Annotated in this window: 11 protein-coding genes; 5 read left to right on the top strand and 6 right to left on the bottom strand. The window is 41.0% G+C overall.

The annotated features are described in order from the left end of the window. Positions 1-250 precede the first annotated feature (250 nt). On the top strand, positions 251-2203 hold the full coding sequence (locus OQ267_RS10095; protein ID WP_265835778.1) for a glycoside hydrolase family 97 protein: 1953 nt from the start codon (positions 251-253) through the stop codon (positions 2201-2203). 269 nt (positions 2204-2472) lie between these two features. Beyond that, positions 2473-3630, top strand: coding sequence for a hypothetical protein (locus tag OQ267_RS10100; RefSeq protein WP_265835779.1), 1158 nt, complete (start codon positions 2473-2475; stop codon positions 3628-3630). Between the two features lie 58 nt (positions 3631-3688). Here OQ267_RS10100 and OQ267_RS10105 read toward each other — a convergent pair whose 3' ends face one another. Next, positions 3689-5077: a putative sensor domain DACNV-containing protein gene (locus OQ267_RS10105; protein ID WP_265835780.1), complete on the bottom strand. Its 1389-nt coding sequence runs from the start codon at positions 5075-5077 to the stop codon at positions 3689-3691. A 46-nt stretch (positions 5078-5123) separates the two neighbouring features. Next, complete coding sequence (locus OQ267_RS10110; RefSeq protein WP_265835781.1) at positions 5124-7622, bottom strand: phosphocholine-specific phospholipase C; 2499 nt, start codon at positions 7620-7622, stop codon at positions 5124-5126. A gap of 659 nt (positions 7623-8281) precedes the next feature. Here OQ267_RS10110 and OQ267_RS10115 point away from each other — a divergent pair. Then, positions 8282-10660 (top strand): TonB-dependent receptor, encoded by a 2379-nt coding sequence (locus tag OQ267_RS10115; RefSeq protein WP_265835782.1) that lies wholly within the window; start codon positions 8282-8284, stop codon positions 10658-10660. 2 nt (positions 10661-10662) lie between these two features. Continuing rightward, the gene (locus OQ267_RS10120; RefSeq protein ID WP_265835783.1) at positions 10663-11814 is read left to right on the top strand and encodes a PepSY-associated TM helix domain-containing protein; all 1152 of its coding nucleotides are present in this window, start codon (positions 10663-10665) and stop codon (positions 11812-11814) included. A 175-nt stretch (positions 11815-11989) separates the two neighbouring features. On the opposite strand, the gene OQ267_RS10125 is transcribed toward OQ267_RS10120, so the two are convergent. Then, entirely contained in the window at positions 11990-13021 is a 1032-nt protein-coding gene (locus tag OQ267_RS10125; RefSeq protein ID WP_265835784.1) for a helix-turn-helix domain-containing protein, read from the bottom strand. Positions 13022-13169: 148 nt separating this feature from the next. Between OQ267_RS10125 and OQ267_RS10130 the strand changes: the two genes are divergently transcribed. Then, positions 13170-13829: a class I SAM-dependent methyltransferase gene (locus tag OQ267_RS10130; RefSeq protein WP_265835785.1), complete on the top strand. Its 660-nt coding sequence runs from the start codon at positions 13170-13172 to the stop codon at positions 13827-13829. Between the two features lie 130 nt (positions 13830-13959). Here the strand turns inward: OQ267_RS10130 and OQ267_RS10135 are convergent, their stop codons facing one another. Genes OQ267_RS10135 through OQ267_RS10145 form a run of 3 tightly spaced genes read right to left on the bottom strand, consistent with a single transcriptional unit; the run spans position 13960 to position 18735 of the window. Next, positions 13960-15108: an AhpC/TSA family protein gene (locus OQ267_RS10135; RefSeq protein WP_265835786.1), complete on the bottom strand. Its 1149-nt coding sequence runs from the start codon at positions 15106-15108 to the stop codon at positions 13960-13962. Positions 15109-15118: 10 nt separating this feature from the next. Then, on the bottom strand, positions 15119-16753 hold the full coding sequence (locus OQ267_RS10140; RefSeq protein ID WP_265835787.1) for a S41 family peptidase: 1635 nt from the start codon (positions 16751-16753) through the stop codon (positions 15119-15121). Further along, positions 16750-18735: a TlpA family protein disulfide reductase gene (locus OQ267_RS10145; protein WP_265835788.1), complete on the bottom strand. Its 1986-nt coding sequence runs from the start codon at positions 18733-18735 to the stop codon at positions 16750-16752. The genes OQ267_RS10140 and OQ267_RS10145 overlap by 4 nt, the downstream gene beginning before the upstream one ends. Positions 18736-18741: the final 6 nt, after the last annotated feature.

Here is an 18741-nt window from a genome sequence, read left to right on the forward strand (position 1 = left end):
TTACATTTCTTAAGCAGCGTTTCAATCCGTTCATTTCCATGAGCCGATGTTTGAATTTTCGCTGCCAAGGATAAGCAGATATAATCACCATGCTTCAAAAACCTAACGTCTACTTTCCCATTTTTACGATGTTGAAGTGCTGTATATATCCAATTGGTGTATTGCAGCAAACTTATTTCATTAAAAAGTATTCCAGGCAACAAGTATCCCTACCCTATCCGTTTTATAAAAAATTTATCAACCTCCTAATATGACCATCGTTAAAAACATTTTTTCAGCGTGCATTTTGTTACTATTTTGGTTTAACACCCATGCACAGGATCTTCAGGTTTCCAGTCCTGATGGCAAGTTAACTGTGCAACTGAAGTTAAATCAAGGCAAGTTGTTCTATCAGGTTTCTCTAGACGGGCAGCAAATGCTTACTGATTCTCCATTAGGTATCAGGGGAGCCGGAGCAGACTTATCTCAGCAGCTTCAGTTAGAAAGCAAAGCATCGCGCCAAATAGATCAAACATACCAGGAACCTAAAATAAAAAAAAGCAGTGTTCATTACCAGGCAAATGAGCTGACCTGTACATTTAAGAATGCGGGCAAGAACCAGCTGAACGTGATTTTCAGGGTAAGTAATCATGATATTGCTTTCCGTTATGGTCTTCCTCAAACCGGAGAGACTGCCACCATGATCATTGAAGAGGAACTCAGTGGTTATCATTTTCCATCTGTTACCACCACCTTTCTTACCCCTCAGGCTACGCCAATGATTGGCTGGATGAAAACGAAACCCAGTTATGAAGAAGAATATACAGTAGATGCGCCAATGGGTGTGCCTTCTAAGTATGGTGTAGGTTATACCTTTCCGGCTTTATTTCGTGTGGGTACCCAGGGCTGGGTTTTACTTTCAGAAACCGGCGTAAACGGTGCTTATTGCGGGTCAAAACTCAGCGAAGGCACAAAAGACGGAAATTATAAAATTGCATTCCCGGAAACGGGTGAAAATAACGGTATGGGTCGTGCCAATCCTACCATTTCATTACCCGGCGCTACACCATGGCGCACCATTACTGTGGGCAGGACTTTGAAGCCGATTGTGGAAACCACTATCCCATTTGATGTAGTCGAACCTCAATATGCGGCAAGTAAACCATATACTTTTGGCCGCTCTACCTGGAGCTGGCTGCTTTGGCAAGACAATAGTGTGAATTTTGAAGATCAGAAAAAATTTATTGATCTGGCCGCTTCCATGGGTTATGAATTTACCTTAATTGATGGTTTATGGGATAAGCAGATCGGACGGAAAAAAATTGAAGAGCTCGCAGCTTATGCCCTTGAAAAAAATGTTTCGGTAGCACTCTGGTATAATTCAAACGGTTTTTGGAATGATGCACCACAGGGCCCTAAGAACAGAATGAATACCGCCGTAGCACGTAAGGAAGAAATGGCCTGGATGCAGCGCATTGGAGTTAAAGGAATTAAGGTAGATTTCTTTGGTGGCGACAAACAGGAAACGATGAAATTATATGAGGATATTCTTGCTGATGCAAATAGTTATGGTATTACGGTGATTTTTCACGGTTGTACACTTCCAAGGGGCTGGGAAAAAATGTATCCAAACTACGCGGGAAGTGAAGCGGTACTGGCCTCAGAAAACTTAATTTTCGGACAGCACGCCAATGATATGGAAGCTTTTAATGCCAGTTTACATCCCTTTATCCGTAATGCTGTAGGTGCCATGGAATTCGGACCCGTTTTACTTAACAAACGCCATAACAAAACCAATTCTGGTGGTACCATCAGAAAAACTACCGAAACCTTTCAGCTGGCTACTGCTGTATTGTTTCAAAGTCCGATTCAAAACTTCGGAATTACACCAAATAATTTAACGGATGTGCCTGCTCATGTGATCGATTTTATGAAGCATGTACCCACTACCTGGGATGAAACTGTTTTGATAGATGGCTATCCGGGAAAATATTGTGTGCTTGCCCGTCGTCATAAAGACCAGTGGTATATCACCGCCATTAACGCCGAAAAAACGACGAAAACCTTAAACCTCTCCTTGCCCATGCTGACAGAAAAAACGGTTACCCTGTACGCTGACCAGGAAGACAGAAAGCCTGAAAAACTGACCCACACGCTAGGTAAATCAAAAACGATGAAGATCAGATTGTTACCGGATGGTGGTGCTGTAATTGTTGGAAAATAACGTATCAGCCAATTGGCCTGCAATGCAATGCGCCCGGTAAAAGACAAAAAATACTACAAACTAAACAGCGTATTCAAGCATATTCGCCAACCTTTGGCCTCAAAAAGTCTGAGAATTTCAATATTTTCAGGCTTTTTTTGGTTAAAATGTCTAAAAAAGTTTATCACTTCTACTATGATAATCTTCCTTAAGGTGTCAAGCAAAATTAATTTCAATATTATTTTAATTTTCCTATTTTAGTTGATCATCTTCTGTCAACCTGCTCTCCAATGAAAACAATTCTCACCTTACTGCTTGCCTCCATTACTTTATCCAGCTTAGCTCAAAAAAAATTACCCATTGTTCTGGCGGGTGCCAAAAGTGCCAAAATTTATGAAGAAGGCAATTCGGTATCAGGTTGGGGCATTAACCCGAAAATTGCACGCGATACCTATACCACCAACAAATTTAGCAAAAGCAAAACAGTAAAGTTTAAAACCGATGTTGATTCCATTACTTTTCGTCTTAAACCGGGAGGGCATCATGATTTTGTGGTATTGCTGAAGGGTAAAGATTCCTGCCTGACCCGAATTCAGGCACGTCCACTTCAAAACTTCAGTAATCTAACACCTGAAGTGCATGATTCTATACCTTTTTTCGTTAATGCCTATAATACGAATCTGGTTCACATTGTATTAAATAAAACGGATTCATTAGTGATGAATTTTGACAGTGGCGCAACTGAAATGTCACTCACTACCGATGTACTACGGCAAAAGGTCAGGTTAAAGCCAAAACTTTATGATACTTTCCACGAAATCAAAGTAGGTCAGAAGATTTACAAAAGCAAGATTTACGACACACAGGTGGTTGGCAATGAAGCAGATGGATTACTGGGATGGGATCTTTTTGATGGGATGGTTGTAGAACTAAATTACGACCTTAACCTCATGATCGTGCATTCCAGGCTACCAAAAACGGTAATTAAAAATAACAGATTCTCCAAATTCAATATCCGCTACATTAACGACAGGCCTTTTATAGAAAGCAAAATCATCCAAAATGGTATCAGCCACAAAAACTGGTTTTTATTTGATTTGGGCTACCAGCGAACGGTTATGCTGGATAATGACCTGTTAAAAGCAGCTCGGTTCCCGACAGAAAAAATGGAGGTGATTAAAAAAGTGATGATCCATGGTACCCGTCAAAATGAAATCCCGGTTGTAACAGCAAACTTAAATACTTTAAAAATCGGCGCATTTGAATTGAATAACGTACCTGCACAGTTATTGACGCAAAATAAACCCATGCGTGGCATCAATGTTCATATCCTAGGCAATGAAGTGTTAAAACGCTTTAATACTTTCCTTGATTTTCAGCATGATGTTATCTATATGCAGCCAAACCATTTATACGATATGGAGTACACTGATAAGCGGAAAAGTTAAAACCATAAGCCTTGCTTAAATAGATTTATCTCCGCAGGATTTTACCTGAATCAACGGACTACTTCTTTCTACCCTGAGATCTGGTAGTGAGGTATTGCTGCGTTTTGATGTTTTCCCACATGATTAATTTATCTTCAATCTTTGAAAACGCACGGATATCACCATCCTGTGAAATCACCAGCCCCAAAGCTGTGGGATGGTTCCAGCAATATGCAATCATAGAGCGGTGTCTGGTTCCATAGTAACGCGGATCATGTGCTTCCAGCGACTTGGGTGTAGCCGTAGCGGTAGAAGAAACATAAATTTTGCGCGGCATCTTCTTGGCCCGTAATACCGCACCAAAGCCATTGGTTACCATGCTTCTGTTAAAAAGCACAACCCCATCCACACAACTCTGTGAAGCAATGAAATCTATGGCTCCCTTGATTTCATCGGCTGTTCCTTTCTTATGATAAAAAGATGCCGACTCGCGCAGGTACAGATCCTTGCTGATGGTTCTTTTGCCGGTATGCATGCCTCCCTCAATGATATTTTCAGAAACATAATTATCTACAGCAGCCTTGGCATGTGCAACCATGGCCAGCGTCAGCCGTTCATAATGTATCCGGTACTTTACATCCAGGTCGGCACTGTCATCCGCCAGCAAGATCGCGCCGCCATGCTGATAGTTCTGAATCTTGAGGAGGAGCCTGGAAAAAGTTTGTATCCACAGCCCGTCCAAAAAATCTTCCCACTCGGCATATTGTTCCTCCGGATGTTCTTTTTCAAGATATTCACGAAGGTTAACCTTTAAAAATTCCGCATTCTTTCTCAGTATCTTTGATATCGGCCCGATGGTCAGCACATCCAGGTAGCGCTTAACCAAAATATTTTGCTTTAATGTAGCCAGCAGTTCATAATCAAAAAGCACATGCAAGGTTCCGATATCACTTACTGCCACCTGGAATAATCCCGGCTGTTCGGAACCGGTATCAGATTCATAATTCAGGAAGTTCTGATAATGCATGGCCTGATCAATCATTCCCCAAATATAAAGCTTGCCATTTTCATCATAATAAACCGCAAGGGATGAACTTGCAGGGTCGGCAGCCTTTGAAAGCTTGGCCAGGGTTTTGGTATCCATGCTTAATGGATGCTCAAAGGCGATGCAACTCCATCTTTCGGGAACAATATGTGTCGGAGGTGCCGGATCCGGGTTGGATGGATCAATAAAAGTTACCGTAACCCTGATCAGATCACTTTCTTCCTTACACATGCTTGAATAAAACAAGCAGTCAAAAAAATCAGAAAGCACCTGAAAATCAGGAAGAGGGAATTTTTGCTTCGTGAGCCTGAGCTTATCATGTACCAGGACGGCCAGGTCCTGAGGGCGTGAATTTTCCAATTGATCTACTTTTATAGTATAACACCCGCCAGCGAAAATCGTTTGCCGATAATGAACAGCCATTCCTTAACATTAAATTTCCATCACCACAGCAGTATTTATTTAAATGCTATACTACACCACCCATTAAGGGATCGGTTTTGCCCACACGGCCGGTTTCTACCCTGCCTGCATAACGCTCGATGTATTGCTTTTTTCCCGCTACGCTGATACTGAAATCATACCAATTATAACTTTTAGTCAAATCAACCAGATAATTTACTGTACTTTCTGCAGCAACTTTAATCACTTTATTTCCGGTTTTATAACTTAAATCATTCAAAGTTACAACTACTGCCTGCCGGCTGGTATTTCTGATCAACAACATGATATTACCCGTTAATTTTCCTGCCTGATTTTCGTAAGTACAAGCTACTGACAGGGCAGGATTATGCTGATCACCGGCAAACTCTCTCATGAATCCGTTAGGGCCATGAACTTTTAAATGATAATGGCCATTTTCAAAATCTGCCAGGGCAAATTCGTCCGTTAACTTATCACCAGCTTTCACGGTATAATCCCATACTTTTAATTGTTCTCCCTTAAATGGCTTCATACCATATACTGTAAAAGCCGAACCTGCTGCCTTTTTAGCAAATGCGGTATTGCCGGCACTTAATTGAAGCTGGAAATGATCTCCTTTTAGCCTTCCACTAACATAAAGTTCGTAGGGTAATGCACAGGCCGCCCGGATTCCTTTTTCCTGCTGCGGAAAATATGGTGAAAGGCGATGATTCGTATTAATTACCTTAATTTCTTCCTGACTTAATTTACGGTAATTATCAGGAAGCTCTTTGAATTTAGCAGAATAAATGGTTTGCATAAAAGGCTCTTTTTCCATTAAGGTGGGATGGGTAATCTTTTCACCGTTATAGGGCCTGAAAACCGAGCTTAAATCTCCGCAAATCGTTCTCCGCCATGGACTGATATTCTCTTCCACGATTTTTTTATTATACTTTTTCTGAATAAAGTTTTCGAGAAACTGAAGTGAAGAAGTATGATCAAACACTTCCGAACATACCAAACCGCCTCTGGTCCATGGCGAAACAATTACCATTGGCACGCGGTAGCCCAGGCCAATCTGGCTTTCCCTGATATTACTTTCTTTTGTAGAGGGATTGGTTTGCTGATCTTTCGCTGCATAATCCAATAAGGTATCAATTCCATCCGATACCTTTCCCGCATCTTTTTTAAAAGGATGTGGCGGCACAAAAGGCGGTACATGATCAAAATAACCATCATTTTCATCGTAAGTCATGATAAAAATGGTTTTTTTCCATTGCTCCGGATTCTTGGTCAGGATTTCCATTACTTCACTTACAAACCATGACCCAAACCATGGCACGCCCGGATGATCAGAGAAATTAGCCGGGGTCATTAACCAGGAAACCGTAGGCAAGGTTCCATTATCCACATCCTGACGAAACTGGTGAAGAATATCTCCCTTAGGAATATTCAACACTCTTTCCACACCATTTTCATCATACTTTAAAGGACTTAACTGGTGAAAATCAGGATCATTTGAATTAATTCCAAAGGCTTTTGCGTTTAAGTTTTTAGACAGGTCAGATAAGTCAGCATGATTTTCCATGGTATAACTTTTCATTTCCTCTTCTGTTTTTGCCAGCAATTTTCTGATGGCCTCTACTTTATTTTGCTCCTCTTCAGTAAGTGGCTGTTTCGCAGCTTCTGCAATTTGTTTCAGCAGCAAGGCTTTCTTTTCTGTCAGGTTAGCAATTGCTCCCGGATGCAAACGAACATTATATTGCTGAAAATATTCCATCACATTGGTACCGAAATTGCTCAACCAGGAGCTTTCCTCTCCATTAAGACCAAAGCCCATGGTTAATTCATTCTGGTAAATTTTCCATGATACATCATTTTCTTCGAGGCGCTCCGGAAAGGTTTTCCAGTTTAATGTTGGTTTATCATAATTGCTGTTATTCCATAAGTGCGCTACGCCTTCTGGCTTATTGCTTTCCCTTACTGTTCCTGTCATCCAGTAAAAACGGTTGGGGTGTGTTCCTGCAATAACAGAACAAAAATTCTGATCGCAAACGGTAAAGGCATCGGCCAGTGCATAGTAGAAGGGAAAGTCTTCCCTTTTGCAGTAGCCAATGGTAAGCGGCATATGGGCATATGTTGCTATATATGCCTTTTTTACATCCAGCCACCGGTCATATTTGCCACCATTTCTTGCATCAGTCTGATCGGTCCAGTTATGTCGCGTTGAACCCATCCAGGCAATTTTGGTTTCTTTGATATTCAGGTGCCATGGTGCATAGGTTTCACCTTCTTTATTGGATTGAAGCCAGACTTTATTCTGATTGGCCAAAGTAATCGCTCGTGGATCGTTAAAGCCCCTCACCCCCTGCATCATGCCAAAAGCATGATCAAAAGAGCGGTTTTCCTGCATCAGGAAAACAATATGCTCTGCATCATAAAAGGTACTTCCAATGGCAGGGTCGATGGCAAGCGCCTTTTGTATGGCTGGAGGCAACATGCCGGATAAGGCAGCACCGCCTGATAGCAGGGCTGCCTTTTTTATAAAATCTCTACGGGTATCCATTATATTTATTTATGATCTTAAAACGAGTATCTGTGGCAAGTGGTATCTGGTACGGTGTGCCCACTGCCTGCTTATCCTCAACATTTTCACTTACTTCGTATTCATATTGTTTTTTAGCCTGATCAAAACGGGTAACCAACTGCAGGGTTTAAGGTGTAACTCACCTTCAGACATCTATTTTTCAATTCGCAGAATCAATATCTTGTTTTTTTTAATGGAGCGCTGTACCAGTGGTAAGTATGGACATCCTGCAAAATAGATGAACTCAGAACATTGTCTATGTTTTTCATCTTCTCTCATCATCCTGCTGAGAAAGGCAGATAAAGCTTTCAGAGCTTGTTTGTTGATTTTACATTTACTTACCATTGGTTACCACAAAATTACCACACCGTGTATTAACCTAATGTTAAGTATTCATTGCCGAACAGTTTTGTTACAACGCGTCCTATCTGCCTGTTGGAAACTTTCTCTTAAAAGGAAAACCTCAATAGAAAAATTATGTTGTTGAGTCCCATTCTTATCTTCTAAGCGGTTAGAAGTGGTTTTTAATTAAAGTCTGCCAGTGATTTCCTTAAACAGTTTGTATTCAGTCTAAATAAGGATATATTTGCAAAAATTACATTTAATATCAATATTCCCTATTTAAGCCATTACTGAAAATGTTTAGCAGAAACTATTCCTACTTATTACCTTTTAGTCCGTCTACACTCCTAATTTCTTTTATATTATTTTTGCTTATTCCGTTAAATTCCACGGCACAGCAGAATGATTTGATCAATGCCTCTATATCCGGTACGGTAAAAGATACAGAAGGACAACCCTTGCCAAATGCAACGATAAGCCTCAGTAATGGAAAAAAGAGCCAGACCGATACCTACGGAAAATTTATTTTAAAGACATTATCATCTGGCAAATACAGTTTATCCATCAGCTTGATCGGCTACGAAACTTTAAAACAGGATGTTGCACTGATCAGTGATTCCACTCTTAACATCGCTTTCGTACTTCAACCAGCAAACGCCCTAAATGAAGTCATTGTAACAGCAGGAAGGAAAGCTGAAAGTTTGAAAGATGTACCATCTTCTGTAACCATTTTGAACGCACGTGATGTGAAAGAACAATTAAACGTTAACCCATCTGTTAGCGCCATACTTGGTAATACCGTTCCTGGCCTTGGAACTTCAAATAATAAAGCAACCAATTCGGGGCAAACCCTAAGGGGCAGGCAGGTATTGGTTTTAATTGATGGTATTCCTCAATCCACTCCTTTGATGAATGGTAGTCGTGATATCAGAACGCTTGATCCATCCGTAATTGAAAGAATTGAGGTAATCAAGGGGGCAACCTCCATATACGGGAATGGCTCTGCAGGCGGTATTATTAACTTCATCACTAAAAAACCAAATACTGATCAAACTTTAAGCAGTACTTCGAGCATGGGAATAAGTGGTAATTTAGCCCATCCCTCCAATACTTTGGGATACCGTTTTTCACAAGGTTTTTCAGGCACAATAAACAAGTTTTCATATGTAGTTAACGGCACTTACAATTACACCGGTGTACAGAAAGACGCAGATGGGAATGTCATTGCCCAGCCTGACGGACTTGGAGAAAATTCATTGTATAATGCCTTTATCAAACTGGCCTACAAGCCCAATGCTCATAGCGAAATGGTGGCTTCCTATAACCTTTTCAGAAGTGTACAAAACAGTGATTATGTAAATGTAGTTGGCAAATATGGCATTACCCCGTCAGTAGGGCAAAAAGGTGATGATCCAGGCGAGGCGGCAGGCACCCCTTATAATCATAATGTATTGGTGGCTTATCGCAACACGGCCTTACCCCTATCGAGCAGCTTGGACCTTTCCGCCTATTATAATGGATTTGTTTCCATGAACCGATATGTTGCGCAGGGAACAGCCTGGTATGGCCCCGGTCAAACCAAAATACAATCCTTTAAAAGAGGCGTCAGGCTGACATTAAATACGCCATGGAAAGCCGGAAGTTTGGGCAATGGTGAATTAACCTATGGACTGGATGTATTAAATGACCGCACCAACCAGGTATTAACGGATGGAAGGGTTTACATCCCTGATATGAACATGCTCAATATAGCACCTTATGCCCAGATGAAATTTGATATCCTCACCAATTTCATCCTGAAAGCAGGCATCCGATATGAAAATGCGACTGTTAAAGTAAAAGATTTTAATACCATTGCCCGCGGACCTAACGGGCAGGGAAGTATCCCGGTAAGTGGTGGAAAAATTCCTTATCGTGCCACCACCTTTAATGCTGGTTTAAGATACAACAAATATGACATTTTTAACCCCTTTGTTAGTTTTTCACAAGGCTTTGCCATCAACGAACTGGGCCGGATCCTGCGAACAGCTACCAGCAGCACGCTGGAAAGTATTGCAACAGATCCGATCATCACCAATAATTATGAAGCTGGTTTCAGTAGCAGGTTAGGAATTTTAAATGTAACAGCCGCCTATTTCATCAGCACCTCAAAACTGGGCGCAAACCTGGTAGATGTGGGTGGCTTTCTGGTACCACAGCGTGAGCCGGAAAAAATAAAGGGCTATGAAATTACGGCAGACTTAAACTTCAGTCCGCAATGGGCGCTTGGAGGCAGTTATGCTTATACAGAAGGAAAAGCAGAACAAGCCAATGGTACCAAAGTTTACATGAATGGGTTACGTATTGCTCCGCCTAAAGCAACGGCTTACCTGACTTATCGTCCGGTATCAGCACTTGACCTGAAATTATTCTGGGTATATACCGGAAGCCGCGACCGCTTTGATGTACGTGCCAATGGCTTGTTTGCCAACAGTGAGGGTGATGTAAAAGAGGTCAGTCTTTTTAACCTTTCTGCAGGCTACCGCTTCAGTCAGAAATGGTCTGCTGGTTTAGGTGTAGAAAACTTACTGAATAACTCATATTATCCAGTAGTCAGCCAGTACCGTGCCATTGATGCAGAGTATGTGCGTGGCATTGGCGCAACCATGAGTTTAAACTTAAATTATTCTTTTTAGTAATGCTTCGGAAATCGTTTTTCTGGTTACATAAATGGATGGGCCTAATTACTGGTCTGGTTGTTTTCATCGTGAGTATAACGGGCTGTATCAATGTTTTTTCAGATGAACTTAAAGCATTTTTTTACCGGGACAGATTATATGTTGAAAACAGGCCAAACGATCGTTTTTTAAGTTTTACTCAACTGCGTGGTGCTGCACAGAATGCGCTGAAACCAGGCGTTAAGATTTCCCGGGCAGAAATTTATCCGGGCAAAAACCGCAGCTGGGTATTTCGCGCATCCGCGACCAATAAAAAGGCTTTCGGTTACTGGAAGCAGTACAAATATTATTATCGTGTTTACGTTAACCCCTATACTGGCAAGGTGATGTATGTGGAAAACACCAAAAATGAATTCTTTCAACTGGTGCTGAATCTGCATATGAATTTACTGCTTGGTGATTCCATCGGCACCATGATTACGGGAATAGCCGCGGCATGTTTTTTTATTTTATTATTGAGTGGCCTGGTGTTATGGTTTCCCAGGAAATGGACAAAAAAAGGTTTCAAAAAGGGCTTATTGCTGCAATCAGGAGTTGGAAAAAAGCGCTTTAATTATGATCTGCATAATGTAATGGGGTTTTATATCCTGATCCCAGCCATGCTGATCTGTATTACAGGACTTGTTTTCGCTTTTTCATGGGCAGATCAGTCGGTACAATACCTGGCAAACGGTGCTAAAACGGTCAAAAAGCGAAGTATTCCGGCATCAACAGCCAATAGTGCTTACCCTGCCCTGCCAACAGATCGTGTAGTGGAGAATTTACTGACCAAACACCATACTGCGGATCTTTTTTCCATCCGTTTCAGGGAAAAAGTAACCGACCCGCTTGATGTGCAGGTGAGGCTGGCCAAAAACCGAACACACCTTTTTGAGTGGTACTATTTTGACCGGAATACCGGAAAATTGCTGATGCAGTATAATGATAAAACGGTTATTGGCGGAGAGAAATTCAGAAGCATGAATTACGACTTACATACTGGTGCCTATGCCGGAATGCCTTCTAAAATACTGGCTTTTATCATTTCTCTTATTTGCGCCACAATGCCGGTAACGGGATTCATCATGTGGTATAATAAAAGTCAGCCGAAGAAACGAAAATCAGGCAAGTAAGTTTATTCACGCTAAAATACCGCAGCCATCAAAATGGCAACCATGCTTTCAGCCCTGGTGAGTGGCGCTATCAGATCGGGATAAAGTTAAAAGGGGTGCAAGTTTCTTCCACAAATACTTCAGTCTTTCTGCCTGCCAAAATGAAGACATTAACTGGTCATCAATGATTTAATCGTTAATTCCTCACCTTTCCAGGTGAAACGGCAAACTTTTGCTTGAATGCATTGCTGAAATGCTGGACGGATGAATAGCCCAATTGAAATGCAACAGATTTTATGGGTGTCCCCTCCAGCAGCATTTCCTTGGCCTGCTGCAGTTTGTGATCATTTAGATAACCGAATATGCTTTTATCAAAAAGGCCTTTAAATCCCTGTTTCAGTTTATACTCGTTTATACCACAGATCCTGGCTAAAGCTGCAACAGATGGCGGTTGATGAATATGTTTAATTAAATAATCCCTGGCAAAATAGATACAGTCCTTATCGTATGCAGACGGCAATGGTAAATTATTTTTTTTAGCCACTGCCCTTTCAAAAGATTCGGCCTGGAGCACCAGTAATTCTGTGCATTTTGATTCAATGAAAAGAAGTTTTAATCCGCCGGTGTATTGACAATGTAGAATTTCCTGCATACAGTTTTGCATGGCCCAGGAAACCGGAAGATCCTGTTCAGCAATTTGCGCATAACGCCCGCTATCCAGATGATCAGCTAAAACCTGAAGGGCCTGATTGGAGTTTTCAGCGAGCTGCAGGAACTTTTCTTTAGCAAAATGCACTTCAAAGAAACGGTAATTCTGGTTGGTATCATACACACCGGTACCATCCAGTTCAGGCATATAAATAATGTTTTGCTGGTTCGCGTTAAAATCATATTGTTTCTTATTCACCTGGTTGTATATCCTTGCACTTCCTGATAAGGTGAAGCGCAATTTAACCATATCCGGAACATCACGGCCCGGGCTGAAATAGATCTGATTTTGCTTGAAGCGAATATCACCATATACAATATAAAGGTCTGGCGTGCTCATCTGTACCAGTTCAGCCTCACTAAAAGAAAAACTATATTGATTTCTGCGCTCCTTGATAACCTGTTTCTCATCTGGAAACTGCTCAAAACGCCCACCCACGTTTTTCCAGGCGCCATAATCTTTACCAACATTAATCCCCATATGGGCAATAATGATAAAAAAAACGGAACTATACCCCAATGATTTTTAAAATTTACATTTCTTGCAAAAAAGAATCCTTTTTATGTAAATCGTTTAAGCTGTCAATACTCACTTTTGCAGATCAATTTATATTTCAATAATTAAAGCACAAAGTAATTTTTTGATGGAAAGAGATTCACAATGCCGTATGGAAAAGTCAACTGATTATAAAAAGAAGAGCCAACAAATAGCAGCTATTGCGCATAAACCAGCCAGAAAAAACAAACAGGGCATATCACCAAAACCTCAAACCGCCATTTATAAAACGATAGAAGCGCTTAACCTGTCTGACCATTCTTTTGTACTTGAGATTGACCGGCAAAACAACCACCACCTGCCATTCCTCTTACAACAGGCCAAGGAGATTGGTTATTATGGCATACAGTTTTCTGAAGAAGTGAAGGAACAAACTAAATCAGTTGAATTTTTTAAAAAAAATGATGGCTACGGCGAATTGATAACCTTACCAAATGATGGAAAATTAAATTTTGAGGATCGCTTTTTTGATTGTTGTTTTATGGCCAATACCGTTTATTTCTGGGCACAACCGGTACTCATTTTTAAAGAGATTTACCGGGTTTTGCGTACTGGCGGACTATTCAATCTGACTTTTATCGAAAAAGAATTTGGAAGAGATTTACCCTGGACGCAAGCGGATTTTAAATTTTATGAACTTAACGAGCTGAAAACATTCTTCAGAATATCTGGCTTTGAAACCATCGAAGTGAAACAAATGACGGAAGAATTGATAGCTGCAGACGGCCAAAAGATGGTGAGGCCTTTTATACAAATCAGCGGAAAAAAGTAGATTTTCTAATTTTAGCCATTAATAACAAGGTAAACCACCTGGTCTGTTCCGGAATATTTAAACCAATAGAACAAAAAAATGCAGGCGACATCCATCAACCTGCATTCGTCATCATTAACTAAAAAAAATTTTACTTAGATTTATTTTCATAAATCTCTTTTATTTTCGCTTCGAGCGCAGGGCCGCGAAGTTCCTTGGCAATAATTTTTCCACTTGGATCAATCAGAAAATTCATCGGAATGGCCTTAACATCATATTGAGCTGCAGCTGAATTTTCCCAGCCTTTTAAATCTCCAACCTGTTTCCAGGTCAATTTATCATCAGCAATGGCTTTAAGCCATTTTGCTTTATCGGCAGCCTTATCAAGTGAAACACCTAAAATTTCAAATCCTTTTGATTTATATTGCTCATATACTTTAACGAGGTTCGGGTTTTCCCTTCTGCATGGTGCACACCATGATGCCCAGAAGTCAATCAGCACATATTTACCTCTGTAGTCGGAAAGCTTAACCATTTTACCGTCCACATCAGGTTGGGAGAAATCCTGTGCCTCCACACCTTCCTGCGTTTTTTTAAAGCTAGCAATACGTTCAGCAACCTGCTTTCCTAAAAAAGAAGTCCTGAGTTCAGGAGAAATATAGGCGAAGATTTTCTCCATCTCTACGGCGTCGAAACCCGGACCTAATGTGGAGTTAAGCGCCATCAAAGCCATATACTTATTGGGATTTTGCTTCACATAATTAATTTTGGCATCAAAAATCTCTTTCTCGATCACTTTTGCTCGTTTTTCCAGGTCCATGATATAGGTTCTATCCTGTTTTTTAGCTTCTGGTTGATCAGCAAATTCTTTATCCAGGGCTTTCAGTTTCCCATAAATAGGACTTAAAAAGGCATCAACTTTTTTACTTTCATCGGTTAAAGTTGAACCTTTGATTGTAGCTGTTTTAATGGAATCTTTCCCGGTAATGGTAATATTTTCGTTTCCTAAAATGATGGCCATACCATCAATTTTAATCCGTCGTCCGGGTGTATCGATGGATTTGTCGTGTTTTAAGCGAAGCGTAGCCTCCATTGGTGAAGGCACTGAACCTTTAAAGGTGAAAGCCCCGTTAACCAGTTCTACTGAATCTAGTTTTTCCTTCCCTTCCGGTTTAGTTAAGAGAAAGGCTTTTGCGGGTTTGCCCAGTTTGCCGATCTGGCCTTTGATCACATAGCCTGTTTGTGCAGAGGCAACAAAAGCACTTATCACTAATGTTGCTGCCAATACTGTTTTTTTCATGGTTTATAGATTATTTTTTCGTGATTTTGGATGGAGCGGTTGTATTTTTAGAAGGTTTTGCTTCCAGGAATTGATTATAAATCTTTTGGTTATTTAGGATATCTAATGCTGTACTAAAGGCCGTACTCGCTTCATTTCGAACACGAAGCGCATAGCCTTTACCCAGATAGAGCATATCGGCCATCTCTGCCTTTAATTCTACAGCAATGGTTTTTCTTGCTACCTTATCGCTTACTGGCGGAAGTTTAAGCCCCTGCTTAATCGCACTGGTCATGATCTGATCAATCATTTGCTCCTCTATATTAAAGGAATGATCAAAAGCATCAAAGTCAGCATATTTGTCTGTTAAGCTTTTTCGGTTTTGTTGTACATAATTGAAAGCCGCCTGTGTTACCCGCCCGCTGTTCATCAATTTATTTAACCATGCGCTGTAAATCGCCGTATCAATTGGTATGAACTTATCGGGCATAATCCCGCCTCCGCCATAAACCGTTCTTTTATTTAAGAGGGTGGTATGTTTTAAAGAATCCGGAAAGTTGATGTGCCCGCCTTCAGTCAGTTCACCAGAGGCCATACGCCTGTTAAAATCTTCAAAGTAATCTGTTTTACCTTTAGCATAAGACTTTTGAATTGATCTGCCCGATGGCGTGTAGTAGCGTGCAGCTGTCAGTTTGATTACAGAACCATCGCTTAACTCAAGGCCTTTTTGCATGATGCCTTTACCAAAGCTTCTTCTACCGATGACCACTGCCCTGTCCCAATCCTGTAAAGCGCCTGTTAATATTTCGCTTGATGAAGCTGTTGACTCATCAATCAAAACCACCAGATCGCCTGTCATAAACTGGCCAAAACCACCCGTCATATAGTTATCTTTTACACCGGAGTTGGTTACCGAATAGAAAACCAGTTTCTCCTTCGGAAGGAATTCATCCGCTACACCGATAGCAGCTTCAACAAGTCCGCCTCCGTTAGATTGTAAGTCCAGGATTAATTTGGTCATGCCTAAAGCCTTTAACTTCTTTAGTGCTGCATCCATTTCTCTCCTGGTTGACAGACTGAATATAGCCAACGAAATATAGCCTATATTTTTGCTGACCATGTAACTGGTATTGATGGAGAGATCAGCAATCTGTTCCCTCATCACATTAAATTCAAGCGGTGCGGTTTGCAACTTGCGCATAATGCCTAACTTAACAGCCTTCCCTTTTTCACCCCGCAGCAGTCGCATCACATCCTGGTTTCTTAAACCTTTGCCGAAAATGGAGGCGCCGTCAACCGTACTAATCCGGTCGCCTACCTGCAAACCTGCCCTTGCCGCCGGGCCATCAGAATTAATACCCGTTATAAAGGTGCTATCAGCCACCATGGCAAATGAGATCCCAATACCGGCAAAACTACCGGTCATTTGCTCATTCATGGCTTCAATTTCTTCCCGGCTGATGTAACTGGAATGCGGATCGAGGCTGCTTAACATCGCTTTAATGGCCGCATCAACAACCTGCTCATCATTTACCGGATCTACATAGTTATCCTGGATCAGTTTTAAGGCATCCTGCAGCTTAATCTTCGGATTCATCTGTGCCTGAACAGAAAGCCCAATCCAAAAGGAAAAAAAGGCTGTAATTATCGTTTTTCTTATCATCATTTCTCTGCTCTTAAAATCTCAATCGCGGTAGATAATTCATCGCGTAACTGGCTCGGACTACCGGAATATCCTTCTGAACTGTAGCGTACAACACCGTTTTTTACGATGATTTTGCGTGGGATAGAGGACTGTTTAAACAATGGTAAAAGGCTCTTAAATACTTGATCCTGTGTCCCTGTCTGACTAATAGCATCATGCAAAAGATTGAAACGAAAGCCCTGACTTTTTACATAGTTTACAGATTTGGCTTTATAATCGCCAAACTGCATGGTACCAATCATATATACGGCAACCTTCGGATCTTTAGCATACTGGTCAACCAGAAGTTGCATACCCGGGAAAGCCTCAATGCATGGTCTGCACCATGTTGCCCAGAAGTCAATCACCACAATCTGGTCTGCCCAATCTTTAGAATTAACCATTTTACCATCGGCATTTTCTAAACTAAATGGCGTAAGCGGGTAGTTAACCATGTTCGCCATTACATGCACCTTCATTTCATTTTTCTTGTCTGATGGTGTTAAACCGGCAAGGTAATGCTCATAGCCTTCTTCCTTACCGCCATGCTCGCTTTTATACAAATCCTTAAGTTTGGTAAACATAACCGGCGTTACGGCATTGGCAGCCACGCTCGATTCCAATAAGGGCTTAATGGCTTTGGTATCGTTCAGTTTTTCTAACACATTAACATGCATTTCATTTAAATCCGCATTTCCGAAAGTGCCTTTTTCTGATAAATATTTGAAGTACTGGTTTGCCCCGGCATAATCACCCTGGGCATTTGCAAGGGCAATGTGCGTAAATAAGCGATCATCCATTTGATTATTCGCATTTTCCTGAGCTTTTTCGGCATCATCGAAATCGCCTGAATAAGATTTGTCCTTTTGTCTTTCCAGCAGATAAGGAATAATTATGCGGCTATCGTTATAAAGTAATTTCTGATCGCTTTTTCCCGCCATTTGATTTCGGGTGATGTTCCAGCGGTAGATTTCGTTGGCAGTTTTAAAATCAATATCCTTAAATAAGCCTAAAAATTTTTCATTTTGCCCGTCGTCAAAGTATTGTGTCGCCAGGTTTCTGAATATCGTATAGTAAATATATCCCTGATTGTCTGGCGATTTCTTCCAGTCGCTGTATGGAAAAGCCTTAAGAAAATCTTCAGCACCTGTTTCAAAATCCTTTCCGTATTTTCCCTGCGTATTTTTTCTGAAGCTTAAAAACCTGGCCGTGCTGCTTTTTGGGTAATCTTTCAAAATAACTGATTCTACTGCTGCTGAACCATTTTTATCTTTTAATTTATCGTAATAGCGTTGTGCCTGTGCTAAAAACTGTTCGTTAAGATTTCCGTTTTTTAGTTCGCCCTTTAACAGGTTATCTGCCATTACGCTGAACTCAGCAGCAGGCATGATGAGTTGCTTCAAATCGAGATAATTGAACAGAAGTGACCTTGGTATACGTTTAGAAAGCTTTTCTTCCTTTTGCAGCAAAGAATCAATCATCTTTTGGTCCTTGGAAGGACTAACAAAGCTGTTCAGTGTCCAATCGCCGGTCGCGCCTGCTTTCAAACCGGCTTCTGCCAGATAGGTACCTGGAATTATTTTTCCCTTAGTATCCATAACCTGATGGTAATAACCTTTACCATTCTGATTGTCAACTGCTTCAGGATTTTGAAGATCACCCTGATAAAATTTCAAAGCGATTAATAGGGCATGATCCGGAAGCTGATAGTTTCCTGTCCAGATGTCGCTCTTTTTTGCTAACTGAACAGGGACAGTAGTCCATTTGTTACCGTTGTATACGGCCGCGAGTGCTTTAGGCCCGTCACTAAATTCAAGATCGCCACCTTTCGGTTGGTATTGAAAGCTGATTTTCTGGTTTTGCTTTAGTATTTCGGGCTGCCAGGTTACCGTTTGTGCAGCTAACTGCTGCCCGAAAAACGGGCAAAGCAGTAGCATACATTTTCTAAAAAAATGTTTTTTCATGGATTG

The sequence above is a fragment of the Pedobacter sp. MR22-3 genome, from assembly GCF_026240075.1.
Lineage (GTDB): Bacteria > Bacteroidota > Bacteroidia > Sphingobacteriales > Sphingobacteriaceae > Pedobacter.